The organism is Clostridium hydrogeniformans DSM 21757, from assembly GCF_000686705.1.
In the GTDB taxonomy this organism is placed as follows: Bacteria; Bacillota; Clostridia; order Clostridiales; family Clostridiaceae; genus Clostridium_Z; species Clostridium_Z hydrogeniformans.
Map to the genome: position 1 here is coordinate 617,967 of NZ_JMLJ01000003.1, position 20,963 is coordinate 638,929.

A 20,963-nucleotide genomic window follows, 5' to 3' on the forward strand; every position below is an offset into this window, starting at 1 on the left:
ACCCTATGGTATTACTAAGCTTAAGTAATACCATAGGGTTTTATTGTATTAATTCTAATTTTACTCTCTTCCCGTAAACCCTTGATTTTCAAGAGATTCTTTAACCCTTGGGTAGTATATACTCTTATAAACTCCACTTATTCTTTGAGACCACTGACTCTTATCAGCTCCTCCTGTTCTTTCTTTCAAATAATCACTTATTAAATCATCATAGGAATCAAGTTGTTCTTTTTTTATCTCTTTATATTTTTCATTATGAACAACAAGTTCTTTAGGCATTCTTGGTTTTTGATCTGGATTTTCCTCTGGATATCCAACTACTAATCCACATATAGGATAAACGTATTTAGGAAGGTTTAGCATCTCTATAACATCCATTGGATTTTTTCTTATCCCTCCTATAGGAACTGTTCCAAGTCCCATAGATTCTGCTGCAACTATTGAGTTACCCATGGCAAGACCAACATCTACCGCCCCAACTAAGTTAGCTTCCTCACTAGTTATTATTTTTATCTCTAAGCCATTCTTTTCGCAGGCTTTAGCTGCTCTATTAAAGTCCATACAATATATTAAAAATACTGGGGCCTCAGCTACATAACCTTGATCTCCCACTAAATGGGCTAGCTTATCTTTATTCTCCTTGTCTTTTACAACAATTATAGATACCCCTTGACCATGAATTGAACTTGGTGCCCACTGAGCTGCTTCTAATATATAATTTAACTCTTTCTCTTCTATATCCCTACTGCTATATTTTCTTATAGATCTATGATTTAATAAACTTTTAACTGTTTCATTCATAATAATTCTCCTTAAGTAGTAATTATTCTCATCTTAATTTAATAAAATTCTATCACATAAAATTTTCTTAGTAAACCTATAAAAATATACTTATCTTTTTAATATATAAGGCTACTATTGTAAAGTATGTGTAGAATTCTCATAAAAAATACAATAAACTCTACCATAATTTCTTAAATTAATGAATTATATATAAAGTCAGCTTAAAATAAGTACGATAATGTTGAAATTAATTTTATTTTGTAATATTATTTTTATATAAGGTTAGGAGGTAATATCTAAAATGAATAAACTTTTAAAATTCGCAGTACCTGTCCTTGCAGGAGTCATTCTTTTTGCTGGATGTACTAATAAAAAGGATGAACCTAAGGTAGTAACTTCTGAAACTACCACAAGTGAAAAAGGTCCATTTCAGAATATAATAAATAAAAATGGGTCTCTAGAGAGTTTCTACAGCAAGACTTACATAACTATGGATACAAAGAAAGATAATAAAGATCCAAAAACTACTAAGTTAACTACAGAGCTTACAACTACAAATAAAGGAAAGAACCTATATATTAGTAATACTTCAAAAGATATGCCATCCTTAAAATCTGAAGTATATATGGATGAAACTACTCTTTTATTTAAGCCTAGTGATTCTAAAAACTTCTTAGATATAACTAATACAGCTAACTATTCAGCAATAGTTGGAGATGTATACTCAGGAAACGGTACTTTTTCTAGTAGCAAGCTTATAAAAAAGGCTTATGCTATACTTAATGAGAGTAAAGATTTAAAGTTTGAAGATAAAACAAAATCTATAGAAGATACAAAGTTAAATTTTAAAACTGTAAATGTTACTATTCCTGGTAAGGATGCTCGAGATGACTTAATAGAAATGTTTAAGGGAACCTTAGAAGGTGACTTTAAAACTAAAGAAGAACTTGCTTCTTTCTTATCCAAGCTTACCTTTGGTGATGTTAATATAACTTTTTATATTAACAAGGATGATATAATAAAGAGTACAGATATTTCTGTGGTTATGTCATACGATAAATTTGAAATGAAGGTAACTATGGATTCTAATTTAATTTACTATAATGATAAGGCTATAGCATTACCTAAAATAGATAAATCTACTGTTAAGTCTTATGATGAGTATACTAAGAGTAAAGAAAAAACTAAATCTAATAAATAAAATATACCTAGGGTTAATTCCCTAGGTATATTTATTTTTCTTATATTTCATTTAAATTCTATAAAGTCTTTTCCCTAAAAACCTCTGTTTTATTCTTAGGATTTAGGGCCGTATTTAATATTATAGTTGAGACACCAACTGTAATAGATCTTTACTAATTAGTCATCACTTTTTAAAAACTATAATCTATTTTTTCTACTGATTTATCAACTATTTGTGCCTCAACCTTTTCCTTAAGTCCTACTCCCTGAAAAGTTAAAACATTAGTAGTAATTATCTTGTCCATAAGTGCTGTAACTTCATCTTTTAAAATATTTTCCCTTACTGGGGATATATTAACCCTTACCTTCTTTCCTAATAAATTTATAAAAGTTAAAACTAAAGTTCTATTATCCATGAAAACCCCTCCTTAAATATTTTTTTAATAACTATTAACCTAACCCTACTTCTCAATACTATAAGTATTCTCTTTTACTATCTCTCCCAGTGGATATGATAGGAACTTTTCTATTTCCTTAGAAACCTCATAAATTTTACTGTCATCTGCTCCATCTTCTAAAAACCCTATCCTTACCTTTTTAAACTTATCCTTTCCTTTTTCATCCTTACCTACTATCACCTTTAAACTTAATAAGCTTTTTGATATTGTTGAATTTGCCATATTCATCAACTCCTTTCACTTATTAGCTATACGGAACCTTACTATATTTACTAAATAATTTTAAAAACTTTGTTTAATTTTAAAATTAGACCTATTCCAAAAGTCACTATAATATTTTAAAACTTAAGTCTTCTATAGGGTTTTAAGTTTTAAACTTAATTTATACATCTATCCAAAGAAAGATAAATCAAGGATATTTTTAAGAGATAAGTTAAGTGTTTATGTAAAAACCCTATAAAAACTTAACTTATAAACTAAAAGACCCAGCTATATTAAACTGGATCCCTTGCTATATCCATAGCCATTCTCTCAAGAATAGCTATAGCTTTATCATAATTATTTCTTGTAATTGCCTTATCCATATCTATTATAAAAGTTTTCATTATATTATCACACTGCTCACTGCTTCCCTTTAATGCTTTCTCCATAAGCTGTCTTTGATTTTTCAAGGCCTTTACTACCTCTGAATATATTATCCTTACTATGTTTTCCTCATGGCTTCTAATACTCTCATCTCTTAGCATCTCTTTACACCATGCATATACATAATAGTACATAGTATAGCTTATTATACTGGAAAGCTCCTCTATATCTAAATCCCTATTTATTTTGATACCTATTTTTATATAAACAGGAGCTATATCATATAATATATATTTATGTAGATTTTCAACAAAGCAATGGTAGTCTATAATTCCGTTTACAAAGGAATATATATTTTCTCCTGTTTTTATCATTGCATAAGCCAATGCTAAAGAAGCAAATTCTAATTTTATTCCCCTTAAAAACTTAACTATAAATTTTCCACTTATTTGTGAAATTAATCCACAGCCATTTAATTTTATAATGTGTCCTACTATTTCTGAAATTCTTCTATTTAAATTCCTCTTATTATTATATTTATATATATTATTATTTAAATATAAATTGACCTCCTTAAATATGTATCTCATATTTGAACCTAGTATATCATAGTTTATCCTATTTCTTAACACATCCCTATGAACTGTATTTTTATATATTTCTGACTTAAGGTTTAAATCTTCATAGAATTCTACATTCTTTACTAAGAACATAATATTACTATTTTTATTATAGTCTTCATTAAAATTCTCACCCTTTAATAACTTAAATAGGTCTCTTCCTTGGATGCAGTTTATATATTCCTTATATAATTCCATCTTATTTCCCTCTTCTTTTATATTCCCCCATTAAAAAGTTTCACCATAACCCATTCTTATAAATAATTTTAAAATATTTATATTACACATAAATCAAATTTCAATTTTCATTTAAACTTTCCATTATTAACCATAGCCAAGTTAAAAATTAGTATACTAATTCTAAATAGCTAATCCAAATTTATGTACACTTTATAATTAGTAAAAATTTTTATCATTTAGGTTTCATCCTATTTCCAACTTAAATCCATGTTAAATCCATTTTGTTTCTTTTGTATCCTTATTAGTAAATTATATCATATTAATTTATTATTTTACAAATTTTATTAACTATTACTATATTTCATAAATATTATATTATTATTTTAAATTTTAAACAGAATCCCTGTAATATCAATACATATATTTCAACTATTTACTATAAGTTTCTAACATATTTTTTCATCACTAATAATTATGTAATATAATCACTAAATTTGTCTTATATTTTTGAGTAAATTTACATTATGTTAAAATTAACCTAATATATAAATTAATCATATCCTAATATATACTAGAATTATAAAGTAAATCTTCTTTATTGCAGCATATATTAATAAAGTATGTGAGCAGTAATATTCTTTATTATAAGTTTATTTTTAACATATTATTCATTTAATTCATGTAATCTTTAGTGTATAATTTCTTTAATATTAAATATTTTGAGGAGGTATATAATGAATTTTGTAAAGGGTTTCATTAAACTCTCGCCAGTTATGCTACTGGCAACACTAATGATACTTAAAGTTAATGCTTTAACGGCAGCCCCTATAGCCACCATATATGCAGCTCTAGTTGCAATGGTACTGGATAGGTTAAAATCTAAAGACGTTTTTGATGCTGCTATAACTAATGTAAAAGAAATGCAAATAGTATTTTTTATTCTAATGCTTGCCTATGCTATGGCTAGTGCTTTTATGACCACCGGGGTTGGAGCCTCCATAATAAATATTTCTTTAAACCTAGGATTAAGCGCTAGAACCATTGCAGTTACCGGTATAATAGTTACAGGAATTCTTTCTGTGGCAACTGGTACAAGCTGGGGAACTTTTGCAGCTTGTGCTCCTATCTTTTTATGGCTTAATCACATAGTTGATGGTAATATTCTTTTAACTACTGCTGCCATTGCTGGTGGGGCATGTTTTGGGGATAACATAGGACTTATCTCTGACACCACCATAGTAAGCTCTGGTATTCAAAAAGTAGAAGTTATGCACAGAATACGCCATCAAGGTGTTTGGTCTTTAATGTGTCTTGTATTATCCGCTATAACCTTTTATCTTGTTAGTCTTTATATGGGACTTCCCACTACCGTCGGCAATGCTGCTGATGCCATAAACTCCATTCCTAAAGAAGCCTTTGAAACCTTAGCAGTAGAAAAACCTGCGGCTATTGAACTCTTAAATCAAGTAAAATCAGGTGTTCCTTATTATATGGTTATTCCATTAATATTAGTTATCATATGTGCCTTTAGGGGTGTTCAAACCCTATTATGTCTCCTTGTAGGAATCATTTCTTCTTTTATTTTAGGATTATTTGCAGGTACAGTTGATAGTCTTTCTTCATTTTTAACTCTAGTTCAAACTGGTTTTGCTGATGCTGGTTCTTGGGTAATCGTTATGATGATGTGGGTTGGTGCTTTTGGGGGAATTATGGCTAAGATGAATGCCTTTGCCCCAATTTCTAAGTTTTTCTCAGGTCTTGCAAGAAATGTACGTCAGCTTTCTTTCTTAAATGGTATTCTTTGCCTTCTTGGAAATATAGCCCTGTCAGATGAAATGGCTCAAATAGTAACTGTAGGTCCAATAATTAAGGAACTTACAGATGAAAATGTAGAAGGTTCTGAGGAGGATTTATATAAGTTAAGACTTAGAAACGCAACTATGAGCGATGCTCTTGGAGTCTTCGGTGCCCTACTTATACCTTGGCACGTTTATGTTGCCTTCTTTACAGGCATTGCCAGTGCTGTTTATCCTCTTCATAAATTTGTTCCTTTAGATCTTGTAAAGTTTAATTTTATGTCAATGATAGCTGTGGTATCCATACTATTTTTAACATTAACAGGCTTAGATAGATTTGTTCCTTTATTTAGGCTACCTTCTGAGCCAGATGTTAGATTAAAAAGATCCACCAAAAAGATATAATCTTAAACTTTAAAAAACTAATATTATTAAAATATATAGATATATTATGCAGTTATACTAAGGGTTAGAAGTATTCTATTAATTTTAATAATAGATATAATAAATAGAAATAATACTTTGTATTTGATTTAGGAAACTCCTATATTCTTAACTTATTCATTCCTTAAAAAGCTGATTTATCAATAAATGAATAACATGTATAAGTTAATTTTATATTGAGGAACCCTATATATACTGTTAACAAACTCTCAGATTAAAATATATAATTAATAATAAATAAAGAGGTATTACAAAGCTACATTCTTCTTTGTAATACCTCTTTAGTATTATATAAAAATACTAATAATAAATTTCATTAAATTAAAGATCATCTACAAGGATAGCTGATTTAGCATAAGCTGTAGATTTTGCCTCAAAGAAATCAGTCTTAACCTGATTAGCATCTGCATATATGTCTACCCATGGAAGAGGGTTTTCTGTTACCCCATATAAAGGCTCCATATCAAGATGCTTTAGTCTTAAATCTCCAAGATACTTTATGTAATCACTTATTCCTTTTTTATTAAGCCCTTGGATCTTATCTCCTATTACATAATGACCCCACTTAATCTCGTTCTCTACTCCATCCCTCATCATCTCTCTTAGCTCTTTTATCATATCACCCTTAAATAGATCTGGTTCTTCCACTCTAAGTTCTCTAATTATGCTTCTAAATAGCCATAGATGAGTATTTTCATCTCTATTTATATATCTTATCTCTTGAACTGAACCTGGCATCTTAGAATTTCTCTCAAGATTATAGAAGAACATAAATCCTGAGTAGAAATATATTCCCTCTAATATGTAGTTTGCCATTAATGTTTTAAGCAAATTCTTAGGATTTGAGTCCTCTAGGAAATTATTATATAAGTCTCCTATAAACTTATTTCTCTCAAGAAGTAGATTGTCATCCTTCCACTGGTATAGTATTTCATTTCTCTTATGAGGAGGACATATAGTATCCAGCATATAACTGTAGGATTGAGAGTGTATAGCTTCTTGATAAGCTTGTATGGTTAAGCATAGGTTAACCTCACTAGCAGTTATATAATCATTTATATTAGAAAGATTAGCTGTTTGTATACTATCTAAGAATATTAAGAAAGATAATATCTTATCATAGGCTACTCTCTCATCATCTGTTAATGCCTTATAATCCTTTAAGTCTTGGGATAAGTTTATCTCCTCTGGTATCCAGAAGTTATTCATTGCCTGTCTATACCAATCTGATGCCCAAGAATATTTCATATTATTAAAATCATTAAGATTTGTAGTATTTCCATTAATCATTTTTTTCTTAGAGATTTCTGTATCTCCATTTTCATTAAATAGGGGTTTTTTATTTAACATATTATTCCTCCTAAAATAGCAATTATTTTTATTACTATATAGAACAGCTTTCACACTCTTCCACAGTTAAAGATTTTGAACGAACATAGTAAATGCTCTTTACTCCATTTTTCCATGCGTTTACGTAAAGATTTAATATTTGTCTCATAGTAAACTCTGTGGTTATGTATAAGTTAAAGGATTGAGCTTGATCTATATGCTTTTGACGAGCTCCACCTGCTTTTATGGACCAATTTTGATCTATAGAATAAGCAGATTTATATAGGTCATATTTTTCGAAACATAAATCTGGAGCTGTCTTTGGAGTAATTATTCCTCTCTTCTCCTCTAAATAGAATCTCTCCATTATAGGATCTATTCCTTCTGTAGTTCCAGCAATAGTTGCTGTTGAGCCATTAGGAGCTATAGCTAGAAGATAGGCATTTCTCATTCCACCTTCATGAACCTGTTTTTTAAGTTCATTCCACTTAGGTGAATTATATCCTCTTATATTAAAGTAATCTCCATTATCCCAATCTGATCCTTCAAAGTATTCATAGCTTCCCTTTTCTTTAGCTATTTTATTACTAGCCTTTATTGCATAAAAGTTTATTCTCTCATAAAGCTTATCAACAAACTCTACATGCTCTTCACTTTCCCAATCTATATTGTTGTTATATAACATATGGTGATATCCACTAGTACCAAGACCTATGGATCTATATCTTCTGTTAGTAAGCTCTGAATACTTAAGAGCATAGAAGTTTAAATCTATAACATTGTCCATAGCTCTTATTTGAGTTTCAACTAAGGTTTCTAGTTCTTCATCATCTAAAACATTAACACGCCCAAGAACTATAGATGAAAGGTTACAAACTACAAAATCTCCTGGCTTTGTCTTTTCAACTATTATAACATCACCATTTTCATCTATTATTTCTTCCTGTATAAATTCTATTTCACTCATATTTTGCATGATTTCTGTACAAAGGTTAGAAGAGTATATCATCCCTTTATGCTTATTAGGATTAGTCTTATTTACTGTATCTCTATTAAATGCAAAAGGAGTTCCTGTTTCTGCTACACTCTTTATTATAAGTCTTATAAGATCCTTAATCTTCATTTCTCTTTTTTCTATCCTTGGATCTTCTAAACACTCAAAATATCTTTTCTCCCATTCTTCTCCGTAGAAGTCACATAACTCATATCCCTTAATCTTCTTAATTTCATGAGGACACATCATATTCCATGTTCCTTCTATATCATTTTCAGCCATCTTCCAGAATAAATCTGGGTAACATATTCCTGGGAAGACATCATGAGCCTTCTTACGGTCATCTCCATTATTAGTTTTTAATTGAAGGAATTCTGGTAAATCCTTATGCCAAGCATCAAGCCATATGGAAACACTTCCTGTTCTCATTCCTAATTGATCCACTGCAATAGCTGTATCATTAAATAGCTTTACCCAAGGTATAACTCCACCTGAGGCTCCCTTAAAGCTTCTTATATCAGAACCTAGTCCACGAACCTTTCCCATGTAGATTCCCATTCCGCCACCATATTTTGATACCTTTGCAAAGTTATCAAGACTCTTATAAATACCTTGTAGACTATCTCCTACTGTATCTATAAAGCATGAACTAAGCTGACAGAAAGGTTTTCTTGCATTAGACATAGTTGGTGTTGCCATAGTTGCCTTTAATGTACTTAAGGCATCATAGAATCTCTTTGCCCAGTATAATCTATTTTCTTTCTTTTCTGCTAAAGCAAGATGCATGGATATTCCCATAAACATTTGTTGAGGAAGCTCTAAAGTTTTTCTATCTCCATTTTGTATTAAATACCTTTTGCATACAAGATTTATCCCGCTATAAGAAAATAAATAATCTCTCTCTGGCTTTAAGTAGCTATTTAACTCTTCTATTTCTTCTTCTGAATAATTTTCAAGAATATACTTACCGTATAAATTCTTATCTGTTAATTCATTTATTAAGCTATAGAAACTACTATATCCATAATCCTTCTTATCTACACCTCTATTTTTTCCTACCTCTTTATAAAGGTTATATATAAATAACTTACTTGCAGCATACTCCCACTTTGGTTCTACTGCTGTGGTAAGTTCTAAAGCACTTTGTATCACTGCATCTATAAGTTCATTTTCATTCATGGATTCTCTAGTTATATTTTCTAAAGCTTTATGTAATTTTAATGGATTATAATCCTCATTATTTGAATATATTTCATTACATGCAAACTGGCATATTTCCATTAAGTTTTCCATTGATATCTTTAAGCTTTCCACAGTTATTGCTCCCTTCATTATCCTCTAATATGTATTTTCCCTTATATGAATTCTATGTTTACTATTTATTAAGATATTTATTATATAATATTAATTCATTATTTAATTCTATTTTTACCTTTAGTCATTACTGTAGAACTATAGACATTTATATAAATATTTCTACGCTTTTAAAGTACTCTATATGGAACGAATTTTCCTTAAGCTAATGTTCTTTCAATCAACTGAAGGTTAGATTACTTAATCTAGTGGCGTAGTAACTATTATCCCCCATCTTACACGCGGATGTGGATATTACAAGCTCCTATCCATCAAATAAAATATTATGTACTAAGAAATTAATATGTAAATATCAACTTATAAAGACTCTAATTTTTATTAAAAAAGTAAATCTATACTCATAAAGTATACTTTAACACTATACCTAAATGACCATAGTATAACCTAAGGTTATTAATACAATATATTGTGTGTTATTGTTTTCAAGCACCCAATATGTAGCCTTATTAATTATAAATTAGGAACGTAGTTTTTGCAAAAAATAGAGGGATAGTATTTAGGGGAATATATCTATTTTTCTCTCTCTTCTTATTTTTATCTTCTTTTTTTACCTTCACTATAATATATTCCTATGATTCTAAGGCAAGGTCTTTTCTAAAGAATTCTTATGAAAAATTAATCTAAATAAGAAGAAATAATTATGCAAGTTAAATACTTAAGACCTCTAAATTTTTATCTTATAAGTATAGTTAAGTTTTAAAAAAATATTGGTTTCAATTCTACTAGTTAACTTATTTTTATCTCTATCATGAATATGAAAACCTCATTAAAAGCCTAGAATTAGTATGTTAATAAAAAATATTCCCCATTAAGTAAGTATCAAGTATACCTTTTACCTTACTTAACAGAGAATATTCTTTAAATTAATTCTTACTATTATATTTTATTTCATCTTTAAATATATAAAGATTCTTACACTATTAATTAACTTAGCTTTGGAAAATATCCTTCATTTACTTTAATATAATCATCTAATATTTTCTTAGCCACATGTGTAGATGGCACAATCGGATTCAAGGTTAAAGCTTTTAAAGCTTTTTCATAAGAGCCCTCTAAAGCTGCCTCAACTGTTAACTTCTCGTAAGCATTAACAACTTCCATAAGTCCCTTTTGAAATATTGGTATCTCTCCTACTGATATGGGTTCATATCCTGTAGCATTAACAATTGCCATGGATTCAACTATAGAATCCTTAGAAAAATTCTCTATAACTCCATTGTTGGGTACATTAAGTATAAACTTTTCATTGGTATTATTAGCTATAGCTGACGCAATATCTACTATAAAATCCCCATGTATTGTGTCTGTAAGATCATTTCCCTTGGCAGTTCCTTTTTTAACTCCCTCTATGCAAAGGTCAAAAGTTTCCTTCTCCCTGTGATCAATACAGTAATCAGCCCTTGTATAATTAGGATCTTCCTCATTAAACATCTCATCTGGGTAGTAATAATACTGAAGATAGTTAGTTGGAAGAGAATCTTCAAAATGTCCTACAAATTGTCTTAATCTCTTAGCTGTTTTTTCCCAATAAGGATCAGTATAGGTTTTAGATTGTAGTCCTGTTTCCTTTATCATATTAATTAACTCTGGAAGCCTGTTCTTCCCCTCTTTATCATACATATGGGTAAACCAACCTAGATGATTAAGTCCAAAATACCTATATTCAAAATCTTTAGGCTCTCCCCCTAGCATAAATGCCATATCTCTTTGTTGCCATGGTGGAACATCACATATACATATGTTTTTAACTTCTGGCACCTCTCTTTTTATAGCCTCTGCTATAATTGCAGTAGGATTACTATAGTTTAATATCCAAGCCTCTGGTGCATATTTTAATACATCTTTAGCTATAGACACCATTTCAGGTATTTCCCTCATTGCAAAGGCAAATCCTCCTGGTCCACATGTTTCTTGCCCTACTACCCCATGTTTCATAGGTATTTTTTCATCAAGGCTTCTCATTTTTAATCCACCTGATCTTATCTGTGCTAGAAGGAAATCCATACCTTCAAAAGCTTCTTTCCTGTCTGTTGTTAATACTAGTTGAACTTCTGGCGCTCTTTCTTTAATCAAGATATCCATGAAGTCTCCAATGATGTGAAGTCTCTTTTCATCGTTATCCATAAGAGTTATTTTGTTTATAGGAAGGCTCTCTCTCTTTTCAAGTAGACTATTTACTACTCCTGGAGTATATCCACTTCCTCCTCCTATTATGGTTACATTATACTTCTTCATTGCAAACCACTTCCTTTGCCATTATTTTCTTGTATCAATTTCCTCAAATATATCTATTAACTCACTAATTAAAGAGTGAGCAAAAGAGGCATTAGTAAAATGATCTTCAGCATGTACTACTAAAAAATTAGTAGTAGACTCTTCTCCTGACATAGCTGAACTTAATAGCTCCATATGCACTTCTGATGCTTCTTGAAGCTTATTTGATGCTCCACTTAGAAGGTCTCTTGCTGATTTATAATCTCTATTTTTGATTTTTCTTAAAGCATACATTACGTCACTTTTGGCGTCTCCAGCTTGAGATATTATTGAAAAAACTTGTTCTTCTAATTTTTCATTCATTACTTTATTTATTTCCATAACAATCACCTCATAATATTAAAAATCAAAATCCTCATCATTTATTACTGCTGAAGCTTCTGCTTCTTTCTTAAGTTCTTCTCTCTCCATTATTTTAAAGAAAGGATAGTATATTAATGTCATAAGTACTATACTACCAAGGCATAAAACTACTGCCTTCCAATCTAATGTAAGTAAAAATGCTCCTACTCCTGCTGGCATAAATCCAGGTGGCTCTATGATTGGTTTACCCACAAGTCCACTGGAGAATGCTAAAAAGTCTAAAGCTCCTACAAGTACTGGTCCAAATACAAATGGTATAAACATATATGGATTCATAACTAATGGGGCACCAAAAATAACTGGTTCATTTATCCCAAATATTGATGGTATTATAGATACCTTTCCCACACTATTTAAGCTCTTACACTTACTTCTCATCATAAGTATTACAAGACCTAGGGTTATACCTGATCCTGTTACCTGTAGGAAACTATAATAAAATCCTATGGTAAATATATGAGTAGCTTGTCCTCCTGCAGCTATGTTAGAAGCATTTTCTGAAATATATTTTGCTGCAATTGGCATCCATATGCTTGAAGTTATTGCAGCTCCATGTAATCCAAAGAACCATAATAACTGAGTTATTAATAATATTATAATTACTGCAAATACACTATCTAAACTATTTATAGCTGGTGCAAGTACTGACATTATTATTTTAGGAACTGGATCCCCAGTAACCCCTTTAGCAAGTACTGCTAGCCCTGAAAATAATATTACACAAAATATCATTGGAATTAAGTTATTAAAACTCTTACTTACCACACTTGGAACTTCCTTAGGTAGTTTTAATACAATTCCCTTTCTATTCATAAATCTTGTGATTTCTACTACTAAAATTGCAACTATTATACTTACAAATAGTCCTTGAGCATCTAAATATCCTGTTTTAATAGCTCCATCTACAACCTCTGCTCCTAATATAAATTGAATAATTACTGCTGTTATAGCTACCTCTAAAGAATTTAACTTATATTTTTTAGCCAGGGATTCTGCTATAAAGAATGCTGCATAAAGTGATATTATTCCCATGGTGAAATTAAAAGGTAACATAAATTTATCTAAATTGCTTCCTATAAAGTCCTTGGCTCCCCCATTAGGTAACATATTCATAATAGCTATGGATAGTAAACATAGGGAACCTACTATAATTATAGGAACTATACTCATCATACCTTCCTTTATTGCTTGAAGGTGAGGCTGTCTTTCTACTTTATTAGCTATTGGTACTAAATATTTTTTAAGCGTCTCTTGAAAACCATTACTTTTGCTACTCATGTTATTCCCTCCTTTATAAAATAAAATTTTTTCTATCTCTTGGTTTTATATATAATTAAGAAATAGTTATCGTAATCCTTTGGTGGAATAAAGTTTTAATTTCAATATTCCACCTAGAATTAAAAATCATATAGGACTTTAATACTGCCATGGATTAAATTTAAAGGTAGACTCTGCCACATTGTCCTTATCATATTCCTCTAAAATCTTTCCATAACGCTCTTTATAATCATTGTCTACGTTCTTTTGAGGTACTACTATACTTGCCTCATTTAAGAAGTGGAAAGAATCACGTCCCATAGCTGCTCCTCTAACTGTATGCTTGTCTAATGCTATATCAGGTATTTCTGGTACATATCCCATAGCAAATCCTTTACTAACAATGTTCTTTAATAAATCACTTGATCTATCCTTTTCACATTGGCAAAGATATCTAATAGCATGTATAAAGTATATAGGTCTGTCTCCATCAGCATAAGGGAATTCTTTTCTCATCTGATTTAAACTATTAACAAGTATAGCTGCATTAGGGTCTCCCATACCTATATCCTCCACAGATATAGTAATTAATCTTCTCCATAATTTTTCTTCCATCTCTGGGGATGTTATATACATTTCAAAAGCAAACTCACATGCCTTTTCTTCCATACCTCTTCTTATTGATTTTTGAAGGGAAGATATAACCTCATCTCCATTTAGTCCATTACGAGTTTTTATTCTTGCCCAAGGGTCTTGTATAAATTTGTTTTTCATAAGTTATTCTCCTCTCATTTTCTTTTATATCTATCCTATTAATTCCTTATTATTTACTTTTAAATAAATTAATTGCTTGTTTTAATACAGAGGCTGCATCCATTCTTCCATAATGCTGGGTATCAATTACTCCAACTCCTATAGGATATTCAGAACAAATTTCCTTAACTTCATCTTCCTTAAATCTTATTTGTGGTGCTACTAAAACCACATCTATTTTATGAGATTGAAGATAGTTTCTTAAACTTTCAATAGATGTTGCATCTATATTTATTTCCTTATGTTTTAGCTTTTCATGCTCCTCAGTAAATGTTTTCATCTTTCTCACTAAAACCCCTGTAGATGCTCCATTTGCACAAACTAAAAGTATATTCATATTAGCTCCCCCTCTCTTTTGATAATATATATAGCAACTACTGTGCCAAGTTTATTTTAACCCTTCTAACCCTTATGCTTCCTGGACTTAATATTTAATACTAAAAATCTGTTTAATTAATTTCAATGTGTTTAACCTATTCAAAAGCTATTTAAACACTTTATCCTATGTGTTTAAATAGCTTTTAAATATGAATATGATAATGCAATTAAATCAAAATACTGAGTATCATCTCTTGTATTCATCTTTATATAAAATTCTAAATAAAGTTAAGTTTGATATATTGAATCTAAACCATTAGAGAAGCCTACTCAATAAAACTCATAGGTTCTTATGACAATATTATAGCTACTAGTATTTATAAAAAAATAGTTTTTTATAAAACAGATAAACTAATAAACAAAGAAAAATATACGTATTTACACAAAAGATATATAAAACATATCTTAGTAAAAAATATATATAAATATAAAAAGCTGTACTAAAAGATATGTCCACTTATCTTTTAGTACAGCTTCTACAAATATTACCCTCTATTAAAACACAATTCTAAATATCATCATAAAGAATATATAAGATTCCGTAACATTCATTTATGTCTATTGTTATACTATATTTTCTTTCTAAACCTTTTAGTTCTTCTGCTATTATAGTTACTTCCTTACTAAAGTTTTTTAACTTATGGTTTTTAAAAACTTCACTTTTTCTAATATTCCCCACAAGTCCATCTATCATAAATGCCATATGCATAGTAAAACCTATATACATATCATATTGCTTTTGTATATTAAGTCTCCTAAGTATTTTATCTATTACCTTCTTAGTATCTTCTAATACCTCATAACAGCTAGTATATTTTAATGAAGATCTTAACCCATCTAACATATCATAATAGCCCTTATTTATTCTTATTAAGGTTTTTAATTTTTCCATTTTTTCAGAAGATACTAACTCATTTTTATTTATATAATCTATACTTTCTTCTGATTCTAATGGAAAATCATTTACTAAAGCTATAATATTATTGTCCTTATTAAGCCCCTTTACATTCATGGTTAAGTCTTCCTTTGTCTTATATGGAAGGAATATAAGTTCTATATCTTCTATATAGGAAGATAATTTATCTTTTATTAATCTTTTACTGCTCTTATCAGTGCCTTCATTATAACCAGTTCCAACTATTATTGCATTATTGATTTTATTAATACTTTCAGTTCCACTTCTTTTAAAATTATAGGAGCTCATATCCATTATGGAATTATATACTTCTATAAGAGAGAATCCAATATTTATCTTTTGAACCGCCTCAAGTACCATTAATGTAGTAACCATAGATATGGATTTAACTGTTATATTAAGAGTTTCCTTAACTATTTTATCAAAGGAATTAAGAGATCCCATATCAGTAAAGAGAAGTATTCCTTCCTTATTACTTATATCTTTTATAGTTTCCTTGAATTCTTCTACACACTCCTTATAGCTTTTATTAAGCTTCATATCAAAGGCATATATATTCCCTTCTCCTAAAATATCTTTAACAGCTCTTACCATACTACTTGCTGTTCCTTCCCCATGCATAGCCACTATTATTTCTATTCCTTTATCTTTTTCTTTATTTTCATTATAATCTTTAGTAATAACTAAGGTAAGATAAGCCACATCCTCTATAGGCATAAAAATATTAAACTCACTCTCTATTAAAGTAGCTACCTTTAAGGCTATTTTAAATTCTTCCTTATTATTTTGTCTTATACTATTTATATCTAAGTCACTAGAGCTACCTTTAAAAGCTTTTTCATCTATTACAGATTTAATATATAAAGCTATGTAATAAAACTTTTTTTCACTTAAGGTTATGTTTAATTCTTCCTCTATGATTGACCTTATACTCTCACAGGTTTTAAAAAACTTTGTGTCCATAAACATCTCTTCTATAATAACATTTTCCCTATATCCTGTTCCTATTATAGAAAGCTTTGCTTTACTTTCCTCATTGTCCTCCTCATAAAATTCTTTAAAAGAAACATTTTCTTCTTCTCCTGAGGGTTTAAAAAAATAATAATCTAAGTCCTTAGGTACTAATATTTCAACTTCATATTTCTTTCCCTTATAGTCATCACTGGTTTCTTTTAATACTTCTCCAAAATATTGAAGTTTAATATCTAATATTTCCTTAGGATTTTCTATGTATTTTAAATAGCTATTAGCAACAGCTAACTTTATATCACTTTGAAGCTGCCCTATATTATTTTTACATTGATAGAGTAATAAGGACTTCATAATCTCCCTATGAACCTTTATTGGTTTGTTTACCTTCTTTGCCTCTACCCTAAAAAACCTTTTCACAAGTTCTATTCTCTCTACCATACTTCTTTCCCTAAGGGGTGGAATAGTTATAACCATAGGGATTCTTCTATTAAAAGTATCTAAAAGAGTAGATTTAGGGTTTTCTGTTGTAGCAGCTATTATTAAAACCTCTGCTTTTATTTCCTTAGTTGCCTGACCTAATCTTTTAAAACTTCCCTTGTCTATAAAAGTAAATAGCATTTCTTGTCCTTCTGCTGGAAGCCTATGAATCTCATCTAAGAACAATACTCCTCCATTAGCTCCTTCTAATAATCCTACTCTTGAATTTTCTGCTCCTGTATAAGCACCCTTCTCAACACCAAATATATGACCCATTAATAGCTGTGGGTTATTTGCATAGTCTGCACAGTTAAAGGTTATAAAAGGTGAATTACTGCCCCTTATACCATATTCCACTGAGAAATCATACATCTCTCTTGCAAGAAGACTCTTACCAACCCCTGTTTCTCCATATATTATGGAGTGAAGCCCATAGGTTGGGTATAACATAGCCGCCTTCGCCTTTTCTACTACAGTTTTTAAGCTATGTCTCTTTCCTACAAAGTTTGAAAAACTCTTATTAAAAACTGTTTCATTGTTTAATGTGGAAACATACTTATCTTTAGGTATAAAATAAACTGGTCTTGATTTAATCTTTTCAACTAAATCTTCTGTAGTAAGCTTATTCAAATATGTACTAATATTAGACCTGTCTACCTTTAGTTCTATTGCAATTTCTTCTGCTGTTATCCCTTTATTTGTTTCATTATATAATCTTTTTAAAATATCATAAATTTCTTCTTTTTTACTCATGTTAACTCACACCTTTTAGTAAAAAGTTAAATTATTTACTATAATTATATAGTATATTTAAAATTTGTACAGAAAGTCTTTGAATCTTTAGCACTTTAATAATATATATAAAATAGCCTCTTAGTCATATATATCCTATTTTTATCCTAATAATATAAAAAACCATAGGATAAAAAATTATTTTTATCCTATGATTTTCTGTGACTTTTAATAAAAAGTTACTTTATTATAGATGTATATTTTAATTTCTGCTTCATTTTTTCTAATTATAATTTTATTTTATCAATAAACTTTATAATATAATCCTATTTGCCCCTATAGAAGTTCCAAGAATCCTTGCACATGTCTTCTATTCCATATTTAGCACTCCAACCTAATTCTTTATTAGCCTTTGTAGGATCTGAATAACATTCTGCTATGTCCCCTGGTCTTCTACCTACTATCTTATAAGGTATATCTATTCCATTTATTCTACTAAAAGTATTAACTAAATCAAAAACACTATATCCCTTTCCTGTACCTAAATTATAAGTTACAAGACCTGGATTTTCATTAAGCTTTTCTAAAGACTTTAAATGTCCCTTAGCTAAATCAATTACATGAATATAATCCCTAACCCCTGTTCCATCATGGGTTTCATAATCATCTCCAAATACATTTAACTCCTTTAACTCACCTGTTGCGACCTTTGTTATATAAGGCATTAAATTATTTGGTATACCTTTAGGATTTTCTCCTATCTTTCCACTTTTATGAGCTCCCACCGGGTTAAAGTATCTAAGAATAGCTACATTTAAGCTTTTATCTACTTTACATATATCTCTTAACATATCTTCTATAATAAGCTTAGTTCTTCCATATGGATTTGTTACTGATAATGTAAATTCTTCTGTTATTGGACATGTTATTGGATTTCCATAAACTGTAGCTGAAGAACTAAATACTAAATTATTCACATTATATTTTTTCATTAATCTAAATAATACTAATGTACTTCCTATATTATTGTTATAATACTCTAAAGGCTTTTCTACAGATTCTCCCACAGCCTTTAAAGCTGCAAAATGTATAACTGCATCTATAAAGTTTTCCTTAAATACATTCTCAAAGTTTTCTTCATCTAATAAATTTATGGGATAAAATTCAAAATCCTTCCCTGTGATTTCCTTTATATTATCTACTACCTCTGGACTACTATTGCTAAAGTTATCTACTATAATTACTTCATGGCCTGCTTCTAAAAGCTCGGTAGCAGTATGACTACCTATATATCCACATCCCCCTGTAACTAAAATCTTCATTATTCCCTCCATATAACTTTATAATATATCACCTAAAATATAGTAGGCTCATAGAACCTACTATATTTTCTTTACTCAATAATATTTTTTAAATATGATGTAAATCCATCCTTAAGTTCTGGCATTCTTAAAGCATATTCTACAGTAGCCTTAAGGAATCCTAGCTTATCCCCTACATCATAACGTATTCCTTGAAAATCATAAGCATACATAGCTTCATGATTCATTAAAGTACATAAAGCATCTGTAAGCTGTATCTCTCCACCCTTACCTGGCTTTGTATTCTCTAAGATCTCAAATATTTTAGGAGTTATAATATAACGTCCAAGAATAGCCACATTAGTTGGTGCTTCTTCAGCCGATGGCTTTTCTACTAATCCCTTAACCTTATACACTCTATCCTCTATATGTATTCCATTAACTATACCATATTTTGAAACATCAGCCTCTGGAACAGTTTGAACTCCTAATATTGAAGTATTATACTCACCATAGCAATCTATAAGTTGCTTTAAGCAAGGTTTTTCCTCATTATATACTATGTCATCCCCAAGAAGAACTGCAAAAGGTTCATCTCCTACAAATGTCTTTGCACAATAAATAGCATGCCCAAGCCCCTTAGGTTCCTTTTGACGTATGTAATGAATATCTGCCATATCAGATATACTTCTAACTAAATCTAAAAGCTCATCTTTACCACCCTTTTCAAGTTGCATCTCAAGCTCTAAAGATTTATCAAAATGGTCTTCTATACACTTTTTATTTCTTCCTGTTATTATAAGTATTTCTTCTATACCAGAAGCTATAGCTTCCTCTATAATATATTGTATAGTTGGCTTATCAACTATTGGAAGCATTTCCTTTGGTTGAGCTTTTGTTGCTGGTAGGAATCTAGTTCCAAGTCCTGCTGCTGGTATTATTGCTTTTCTTATTTTAGTCATTTAATCACGTCCTTATATAATAAATATATATCAATTATTACAGTTTTATAGTACATTCCAAAATAATTTTATATGTATATAAAATTTTCTCTAAAAGTTATTATCTATATGAGGGATTTATAAATATCACCTCTCAACAACCAATTGAATGTATTAATAAATATTATAAAGCTCATTAAAGTTACGATTAATATAATTAATTCATTTTTCCATAGTATTGTTTATATTAATTTTTCGATCATTTACTTATTTTTATACATTTCACTGTAATAGTTCTGATAATCTCCTGAAGTTATATTATTCATCCATTCCTTATTGTCTAAGTACCACTTTATAGTCTTAACTATTCCTTCTTCAAAGGATGTTTCTGGGTACCATCCAAGATCATTTTTTATCTTAGTTGGGTCTATTCCATATCTTCTATCATGACCCTTTCTATCTTCCACATATTTTATTAGGCTTTCTGTTACTTCCTTATCAACATTTTCATTAATATAATTTATAACAGTCTTAACTATTTTTATATTAGTTCTTTCGTTGTGACCTCCAACATTGTAGACTTCTCCAACTACTCCACTATTTATAACCATGTCTATTGCCTTGCAGTGATCTTCTACATAAAGCCAATCACGTACATTAAGTCCATCACCATAAACAGGTAAGTCCTTATGATTTAGACAGTTATTTATTAGAAGTGGTATAAGTTTTTCTGGGAACTGATATGGTCCATAGTTATTTGAACATCTTGTTATATTAACAGGCATTTTATAAGT

General features: G+C 29.7%; 17 protein-coding genes. 2 read left to right on the forward strand and 15 right to left on the reverse strand.

Annotated elements, in window-relative coordinates:
- Window positions 1–60: 60 nt before the first annotated feature.
- The gene (gene nfsA / locus BR69_RS0102595; RefSeq protein WP_027631791.1) at window positions 61–801 is read right to left on the reverse strand and encodes an oxygen-insensitive NADPH nitroreductase; all 741 of its coding nucleotides are present in this window, start codon (window positions 799–801) and stop codon (window positions 61–63) included.
- A gap of 283 nt (window positions 802–1,084) precedes the next feature.
- Between nfsA and BR69_RS0102600 the strand changes: the two genes are divergently transcribed.
- A complete protein-coding gene (locus BR69_RS0102600) occupies window positions 1,085–1,984 on the forward strand; it encodes a hypothetical protein (RefSeq protein ID WP_027631792.1) in 900 nt (299 codons plus the stop codon).
- A gap of 172 nt (window positions 1,985–2,156) precedes the next feature.
- Here BR69_RS0102600 and BR69_RS0102605 read toward each other — a convergent pair whose 3' ends face one another.
- The 3 genes from BR69_RS0102605 to BR69_RS0102615 all read right to left on the reverse strand — a co-directional run bounded on the left by BR69_RS0102605 (window position 2,157) and on the right by BR69_RS0102615 (window position 3,826).
- Window positions 2,157–2,381, reverse strand: coding sequence for a DUF2922 domain-containing protein (locus BR69_RS0102605; RefSeq protein WP_027631793.1), 225 nt, complete (start codon window positions 2,379–2,381; stop codon window positions 2,157–2,159).
- A gap of 45 nt (window positions 2,382–2,426) precedes the next feature.
- On the reverse strand, window positions 2,427–2,645 hold the full coding sequence (locus tag BR69_RS19740) for a DUF1659 domain-containing protein (RefSeq protein WP_034849118.1): 219 nt from the start codon (window positions 2,643–2,645) through the stop codon (window positions 2,427–2,429).
- A gap of 272 nt (window positions 2,646–2,917) precedes the next feature.
- Window positions 2,918–3,826, reverse strand: coding sequence for a hypothetical protein (locus BR69_RS0102615; protein WP_027631794.1), 909 nt, complete (start codon window positions 3,824–3,826; stop codon window positions 2,918–2,920).
- Between the two features lie 716 nt (window positions 3,827–4,542).
- Here BR69_RS0102615 and BR69_RS0102620 point away from each other — a divergent pair.
- Window positions 4,543–6,009, forward strand: coding sequence for a Na+/H+ antiporter NhaC family protein (locus tag BR69_RS0102620; RefSeq protein ID WP_027631795.1), 1,467 nt, complete (start codon window positions 4,543–4,545; stop codon window positions 6,007–6,009).
- Window positions 6,010–6,369: 360 nt separating this feature from the next.
- Here the strand turns inward: BR69_RS0102620 and BR69_RS0102625 are convergent, their stop codons facing one another.
- From BR69_RS0102625 to BR69_RS0102675, 11 genes are all read right to left on the reverse strand, one after another.
- On the reverse strand, window positions 6,370–7,398 hold the full coding sequence (locus BR69_RS0102625; RefSeq protein ID WP_027631796.1) for a ribonucleotide-diphosphate reductase subunit beta: 1,029 nt from the start codon (window positions 7,396–7,398) through the stop codon (window positions 6,370–6,372).
- A gap of 34 nt (window positions 7,399–7,432) precedes the next feature.
- A complete protein-coding gene (locus BR69_RS0102630; protein ID WP_027631797.1) occupies window positions 7,433–9,664 on the reverse strand; it encodes a ribonucleoside-diphosphate reductase subunit alpha in 2,232 nt (743 codons plus the stop codon).
- A 1,005-nt stretch (window positions 9,665–10,669) separates the two neighbouring features.
- Complete coding sequence (locus tag BR69_RS0102635; RefSeq protein ID WP_027631798.1) at window positions 10,670–11,980, reverse strand: family 4 glycosyl hydrolase; 1,311 nt, start codon at window positions 11,978–11,980, stop codon at window positions 10,670–10,672.
- A 21-nt stretch (window positions 11,981–12,001) separates the two neighbouring features.
- A complete protein-coding gene (locus BR69_RS0102640) occupies window positions 12,002–12,340 on the reverse strand; it encodes a PTS lactose/cellobiose transporter subunit IIA (RefSeq protein WP_242840638.1) in 339 nt (112 codons plus the stop codon).
- A gap of 18 nt (window positions 12,341–12,358) precedes the next feature.
- Window positions 12,359–13,660, reverse strand: a complete 1,302-nt coding sequence (locus tag BR69_RS0102645; RefSeq protein ID WP_027631800.1) for a PTS sugar transporter subunit IIC — start codon at window positions 13,658–13,660, stop codon at window positions 12,359–12,361.
- A 138-nt stretch (window positions 13,661–13,798) separates the two neighbouring features.
- The gene (locus tag BR69_RS0102650; RefSeq protein ID WP_027631801.1) at window positions 13,799–14,413 is read right to left on the reverse strand and encodes an AAA family ATPase; all 615 of its coding nucleotides are present in this window, start codon (window positions 14,411–14,413) and stop codon (window positions 13,799–13,801) included.
- Window positions 14,414–14,462: 49 nt separating this feature from the next.
- On the reverse strand, window positions 14,463–14,789 hold the full coding sequence (locus BR69_RS0102655; protein ID WP_027631802.1) for a PTS sugar transporter subunit IIB: 327 nt from the start codon (window positions 14,787–14,789) through the stop codon (window positions 14,463–14,465).
- Between the two features lie 549 nt (window positions 14,790–15,338).
- A complete protein-coding gene (locus tag BR69_RS0102660) occupies window positions 15,339–17,948 on the reverse strand; it encodes a sigma 54-interacting transcriptional regulator (RefSeq protein WP_027631803.1) in 2,610 nt (869 codons plus the stop codon).
- Between the two features lie 305 nt (window positions 17,949–18,253).
- Window positions 18,254–19,249, reverse strand: coding sequence for a UDP-glucose 4-epimerase GalE (gene galE, locus BR69_RS0102665; protein ID WP_027631804.1), 996 nt, complete (start codon window positions 19,247–19,249; stop codon window positions 18,254–18,256).
- A 71-nt stretch (window positions 19,250–19,320) separates the two neighbouring features.
- Window positions 19,321–20,190, reverse strand: a complete 870-nt coding sequence (gene galU / locus BR69_RS0102670; RefSeq protein WP_027631805.1) for a UTP--glucose-1-phosphate uridylyltransferase GalU — start codon at window positions 20,188–20,190, stop codon at window positions 19,321–19,323.
- A 242-nt stretch (window positions 20,191–20,432) separates the two neighbouring features.
- Window positions 20,433–20,963: dTDP-glucose 4,6-dehydratase (locus BR69_RS0102675; RefSeq protein WP_027631806.1), on the reverse strand; the 531-nt coding region annotated here is incomplete at its 5' end.

What these genes read in the sequence shown, in the direction of transcription:
- nfsA (WP_027631791.1), bottom strand. Translation starts at nt 801, where the DNA reads ATGAATGAAACAGTTAAAAGTTTATTAAATCATAGATCTATAAGAAAA.
- BR69_RS0102600 (WP_027631792.1), top strand. Translation starts at nt 1,085, where the DNA reads ATGAATAAACTTTTAAAATTCGCAGTACCTGTCCTTGCAGGAGTCATT.
- BR69_RS0102605 (WP_027631793.1), bottom strand. Translation starts at nt 2,381, where the DNA reads ATGGATAATAGAACTTTAGTTTTAACTTTTATAAATTTATTAGGAAAG.
- BR69_RS19740 (WP_034849118.1), bottom strand. Translation starts at nt 2,645, where the DNA reads ATGGCAAATTCAACAATATCAAAAAGCTTATTAAGTTTAAAGGTGATA.
- BR69_RS0102615 (WP_027631794.1), bottom strand. Translation starts at nt 3,826, where the DNA reads ATGGAATTATATAAGGAATATATAAACTGCATCCAAGGAAGAGACCTA.
- BR69_RS0102620 (WP_027631795.1), top strand. Translation starts at nt 4,543, where the DNA reads ATGAATTTTGTAAAGGGTTTCATTAAACTCTCGCCAGTTATGCTACTG.
- BR69_RS0102625 (WP_027631796.1), bottom strand. Translation starts at nt 7,398, where the DNA reads ATGTTAAATAAAAAACCCCTATTTAATGAAAATGGAGATACAGAAATC.
- BR69_RS0102630 (WP_027631797.1), bottom strand. Translation starts at nt 9,664, where the DNA reads ATGGAAAACTTAATGGAAATATGCCAGTTTGCATGTAATGAAATATAT.
- BR69_RS0102635 (WP_027631798.1), bottom strand. Translation starts at nt 11,980, where the DNA reads ATGAAGAAGTATAATGTAACCATAATAGGAGGAGGAAGTGGATATACT.
- BR69_RS0102640 (WP_242840638.1), bottom strand. Translation starts at nt 12,340, where the DNA reads ATGGAAATAAATAAAGTAATGAATGAAAAATTAGAAGAACAAGTTTTT.
- BR69_RS0102645 (WP_027631800.1), bottom strand. Translation starts at nt 13,660, where the DNA reads ATGAGTAGCAAAAGTAATGGTTTTCAAGAGACGCTTAAAAAATATTTA.
- BR69_RS0102650 (WP_027631801.1), bottom strand. Translation starts at nt 14,413, where the DNA reads ATGAAAAACAAATTTATACAAGACCCTTGGGCAAGAATAAAAACTCGT.
- BR69_RS0102655 (WP_027631802.1), bottom strand. Translation starts at nt 14,789, where the DNA reads ATGAATATACTTTTAGTTTGTGCAAATGGAGCATCTACAGGGGTTTTA.
- BR69_RS0102660 (WP_027631803.1), bottom strand. Translation starts at nt 17,948, where the DNA reads ATGAGTAAAAAAGAAGAAATTTATGATATTTTAAAAAGATTATATAAT.
- galE (WP_027631804.1), bottom strand. Translation starts at nt 19,249, where the DNA reads ATGAAGATTTTAGTTACAGGGGGATGTGGATATATAGGTAGTCATACT.
- galU (WP_027631805.1), bottom strand. Translation starts at nt 20,190, where the DNA reads ATGACTAAAATAAGAAAAGCAATAATACCAGCAGCAGGACTTGGAACT.